This window comes from Candidatus Protofrankia californiensis, assembly GCF_900634765.1.
Lineage (GTDB): Bacteria > Actinomycetota > Actinomycetes > Frankiales > Frankiaceae > Protofrankia > Protofrankia californiensis.
Window position 1 is genome coordinate 16,027 of sequence record NZ_CAAAFT010000174.1, and the last position, 1,716, is coordinate 17,742.

Below are 1,716 nucleotides of genomic sequence, written 5' to 3' on the forward strand. Positions count from 1 at the left end.
AAGGTCGAGGACAGCGTCTTCCCGGCGCCGGAGCACCCTCTGACGATGTCGCTGATCTACCCGGCATTGACCGTATATCTCCCTACCACCTCCTCTATCCGCTCCGCGAGTAAAAAGCCCAACTCAGTGATGCGCTGCCCGGCGTTGTACGTCGTCACGCTGAAATGCGGCGTTTCCCAGCGCAGGTCGATGTCCGGATGGTGCTGGAGTTCCTGGGCCGCTTCCGCCACCTCGTTGATGATTTTGATGCTGGTGTAGTAATCGATCGAGAAGGTTTTGTGGATTTCAGCGGTGTCACTGCTCCAGCCGTCGAGCCGGGCCAGCCGGGCGGCAATCTCATCAGCGGGCAGCGGATCGCGCAAAGCCATGATTTAGGTCTCCCTTACGTCTGGTTGCAGCACGTGGGCGCGGACAAGCCGGTCGCGGACGTCACGAACCACGGCATCCTGTCACCAAGCTGTCAAGGTATCCCCGGTATTGCGGAGTTCCTGCCGGAGTCGGACTGAGCTGGTCTCTTCGGCAATGGTCACTGCCTGCCCGACCGCGCTGACTGCCGCTTCTGGTTACCGGCCGGTGGCGAAGGCGACGGCCTGACGGGCGGTGGACTCCGGTGTCACCTCTGGCCGTGGCCGGTAGTTGGATGATGACCTGCTCCCACAGGTGGGCTGATGGGGAAGACCCGTCCGCCCGTCTCTTCACCGGGCCGCGGGGAGGTCGGATCACGACGGCGGTACTTCGAGATGCCACCCACTGGGATGAGGTCGTGACCGCGCTCGGGTACGAGCACCTGCGGCGGCACGACCTGCGGCACACCGGGCTCACGTGGATGGCGGATGCGGGCGTGCCCGTGCATGTCCTTCGCAAGATCGCCGGACACGGGTCGTTGTCTACCACTCAGCGGTACCTGCACCCCGATCGGCGCTCGATTGCTGCCGCCGGAGTGTCGTTGAGTCGCCACCTGACCGGCGATCGGTCCCAAGATGGTCCCAACGCCCAAGCGAGTTGATCGACTGACCCGACGTCATGGAGACATGAAAAAGGCTGCTGACCAGGACCTCAAGCTCTGTTCAGCAGCCTCGCGTCATTGTCGGGACGACAGGATTTGAACCTGCGACCCCCAGACCCCCAGTCTGGTGCGCTACCAAGCTGCGCCACGTCCCGTACGTCGACCACGTTACCTTATGATCCCGCCGGCGTGGCAGGCGCCCTCGATGGTCGTTTGCTTCGTCGAGGGTGAATCGATCATTGATCTCTCCCGGCGGCGGGGGCGGTGCGAGATCTCGGCGCGAGCTTGCCGAGAGATCTCGGCGAGAGGCCGGCGCGGGGTCGGGGCGCCCGTGGGATGGGAGATCCGGGTGGATGCGGCAGTTCGGCGGCGGCATCCACCCGGATCGGCTGGTCTGGGTGCGCTGGATGCACCAGGGCGATCCAGTACACTCAGACCCTTTGGTCACTGCGTCTCGCGGCTCCTGCGGCGAGCGGCAAGGCCGGCTCCGAGCACCGCGACACCGAGTCCGGCGCCGGCGACGGGAGCGATCGGGAACGACGGTGCGGTACCACCGCCACCCGCGTGCACGCCACCCTGTGGAACCGGTTCGGACGACGGCTTGTAGGCGGGTGACTGGCTCGTCCCCCCGGTTGCCTGCGGTGCGGGCGACTGGCTCGACCACTGGCCCGAGGACTGGCCCGGCTGACCGGACTGGCCCGACCCCTGGC

1 protein-coding gene, 1 tRNA gene and 2 pseudogenes are annotated in these 1,716 nt (G+C 65.9%); 1 reads left to right on the plus strand and 3 read right to left on the minus strand.

What is annotated here, in order from left to right; translation table 11 throughout:
• Window positions 1-56: 56 nt before the first annotated feature.
• On the minus strand, window positions 57-368 hold the full coding sequence (locus DD1DGNOD_RS09745; RefSeq protein ID WP_131769946.1) for a 4a-hydroxytetrahydrobiopterin dehydratase: 312 nt from the start codon (window positions 366-368) through the stop codon (window positions 57-59).
• 302 nt (window positions 369-670) lie between these two features.
• On the opposite strand from DD1DGNOD_RS09745, the pseudogene DD1DGNOD_RS30760 reads away from it, so the two are divergent.
• Window positions 671-1,006, plus strand: a pseudogene (locus tag DD1DGNOD_RS30760) (tyrosine-type recombinase/integrase); the annotation flags it as partial.
• Window positions 1,007-1,087: 81 nt separating this feature from the next.
• On the opposite strand, the gene DD1DGNOD_RS09755 reads toward DD1DGNOD_RS30760, so the two are convergent.
• A tRNA-Pro gene (locus tag DD1DGNOD_RS09755) sits at window positions 1,088-1,161 on the minus strand.
• A 289-nt stretch (window positions 1,162-1,450) separates the two neighbouring features.
• Window positions 1,451-1,716, minus strand: a pseudogene (locus DD1DGNOD_RS26765) (hypothetical protein); the annotation flags it as partial.